Raw genomic sequence first — 2,140 nt, 5'->3', positions numbered from 1 at the left:
TAACGCCTGCATCAGCCGCCGCCGTAGGCGGTCGGCTGGATGCTCTTGTTAGCTTCCGTTTACTCGTTCAATCATTTTAATTGTTTCTGTAATCGCGATATCTCGATCAGGGCTTATAGTGCCGTAAGTTTTCTTAGTAGTGCTACCACTTTTGTGTTGAGCGATACACTGATAGAGTTCTCCTTTCTTTATTACAGGGAACTCGAACTCTTTTCCAGCAATGATATGACTGACATCCGTTGTTGGTGAATTGACACCATTTATAGCCCAATCAACCATACTTTCAACATGAGCAAAGTCATGAATAACTTCGTTAGCAGGAGTTTTACTGATTTTTTCCTTGAATTTGTACCAGTCACCAGTTTGCTTCTCTTCAAGGCTAAGGTGAGGCTCTATTGCACCAGAAACCCACAACCAAATAGATTGTTTTTTCAAATGATTATGAAGGTTAAGAATGTGATCTTTTGAGCTTTCTTCTTGAGCTAGTAACTCATAAATATCTGATGCTTTGAAATTATTACCTTTTTGAGGATAACCACCATTCAATTTGAACTCGTGAACTGGTTGTATGCTTTGTAGAATTTCAAGACATTTGCCGATATCTTCATTTCCGGTCTGTACAATGCCCTTTTTTTGAGCAACGGTGAATGCAAAGTCTAAATCAACTAATGCCTTAGCTGGTATATTCATTTCATCAAGTATCGCAAGCATTCCGGGTATATTTGGAGAACCCGTAGCTATTACAAGCGCACACTTATCTTCACCCATAGTTCTCCCAGAAACAGCTTTAAATAGCGCGGGTAGAACGTGCTTTTCAGTATCACCTTCTGCAACTAAAACTCGATCAGAAAATAGGATTTGACCAAGATTATATGTGTCGAAAAGTAGTCTTGCTTGTGACTCATTATCTGTTAGAACTTTTTCAATTGCGTCTTTCAGCCTCGTAGCTACTTGTGTGCCTTCTTCATTCTTCCTCACTATATTGGTTATCGAAATATCACCATTTTCAATCATGTAGGGAGAATGTGTGGAGAAAATGACCTGATAGCCATTTTGGGAAAGTGTTTTTAAAGAAGATCTAATCTGTTCAATTGCCTGAGGATGTAAATACAATTCAGGCTCATCAATCAGAAGTAAATTTGTTTTTCCTTCTTTTGTAGAATTTTTTGTTACTTCTGCCAAGTGCCTAATTAAAGTCATTTGAATGGCTCTCTGAGAGCCATGCCCCATATGATTGAAGTCATTGAAGCTTTTATGACCTCGTTCAGAAACAATCACAGTTCCCTGTTTGAATAAATCTGCAATATTAGGGGTTGGAATATGTAAGTTTAGTTTTAAGCCTGGAAAGAAATCTTCAATTTTCTCATTTACAGAATTGTCGAATTCACTAAACTCAACTAGTCGATCACTACCGTCATAATTAAGTTTCTTGCCGATTTCAGATAATGTATCAGATATCTCTTTTCCTTTAGATTTGGAGATGTCTTTCTGAAGTATTGAAATTAGCTTTCCGATTGTGTTACTAGCTTTGAATTTTGAAATATCTTCTGCTGCATCTTCCATCGAATTTATAAATGTAGGTTCAGGGAAGAGTGTAGAAATTGCTTGGGGGATTCCATTAGGGTTTGTCCAATTATCAGAAGTATCGCTGGGTGATTTAACACCTAGGTCAACAGCATTTTTCTGAGTGCCTGGCTTATCTTGCTTGAATCGGATTTCAATTTCTTCATTCTCTATATATGGCTGCAAACTGCTTTTTTGTGCAGTAGTTAAATGATCTAATACTTCATCAGTTAGACCAGACAGCTTTGCAATTATTATAAGAGGCTTATCATTTTCATTGAAATTGTTTTCTGCTAGTCCCTTTCCTTTAACCAAGGCATCAATTGCCTTCAAGATATTGGATTTCCCAGCATTATTATATCCAACTAATGGTGTGAATTCTTGCAAGTACACTTTAGTTTTGATGCACGATCTGAAATTTTGAATCTCTAGCGTACTTATTTGATGCATGATACTTCCTTGAAAAACTAACTTCTTACTACTTGATGTTTATTTCGATGTTGAATTAGGGAGCTAACGCTTGCATGAGGGGCGCCGCCGAAGGCGGCGTCCCTTTGATGCACTTGTTACCCGCTTT

Annotated in this window: 1 protein-coding gene; it reads right to left on the bottom strand. The window is 37.7% G+C overall.

Annotation, left to right across the window (positions count from 1 at the left end; all coding sequences use genetic code 11):
• Positions 1 to 48: 48 nt before the first annotated feature.
• Positions 49 to 2,013, bottom strand: a complete 1,965-nt coding sequence (locus M3P05_RS20250) for an ATP-dependent nuclease (RefSeq protein WP_249701945.1) — start codon at positions 2,011 to 2,013, stop codon at positions 49 to 51.
• Positions 2,014 to 2,140 lie beyond the last annotated feature (127 nt).

The organism is Parendozoicomonas callyspongiae, from assembly GCF_023502345.1.
GTDB lineage: Bacteria > Pseudomonadota > Gammaproteobacteria > Pseudomonadales > Endozoicomonadaceae > Sansalvadorimonas > Sansalvadorimonas callyspongiae.
Note: the sequence above shows the minus strand (reverse complement) of the source record. Positions and strands in the feature narration are given on the sequence as shown.

Excerpts from the sequence above, each read along its gene's own strand:
- M3P05_RS20250 (WP_249701945.1), bottom strand. The coding sequence starts at position 2,013 with ATGCATCAAATAAGTACGCTAGAGATTCAAAATTTCAGATCGTGCATC.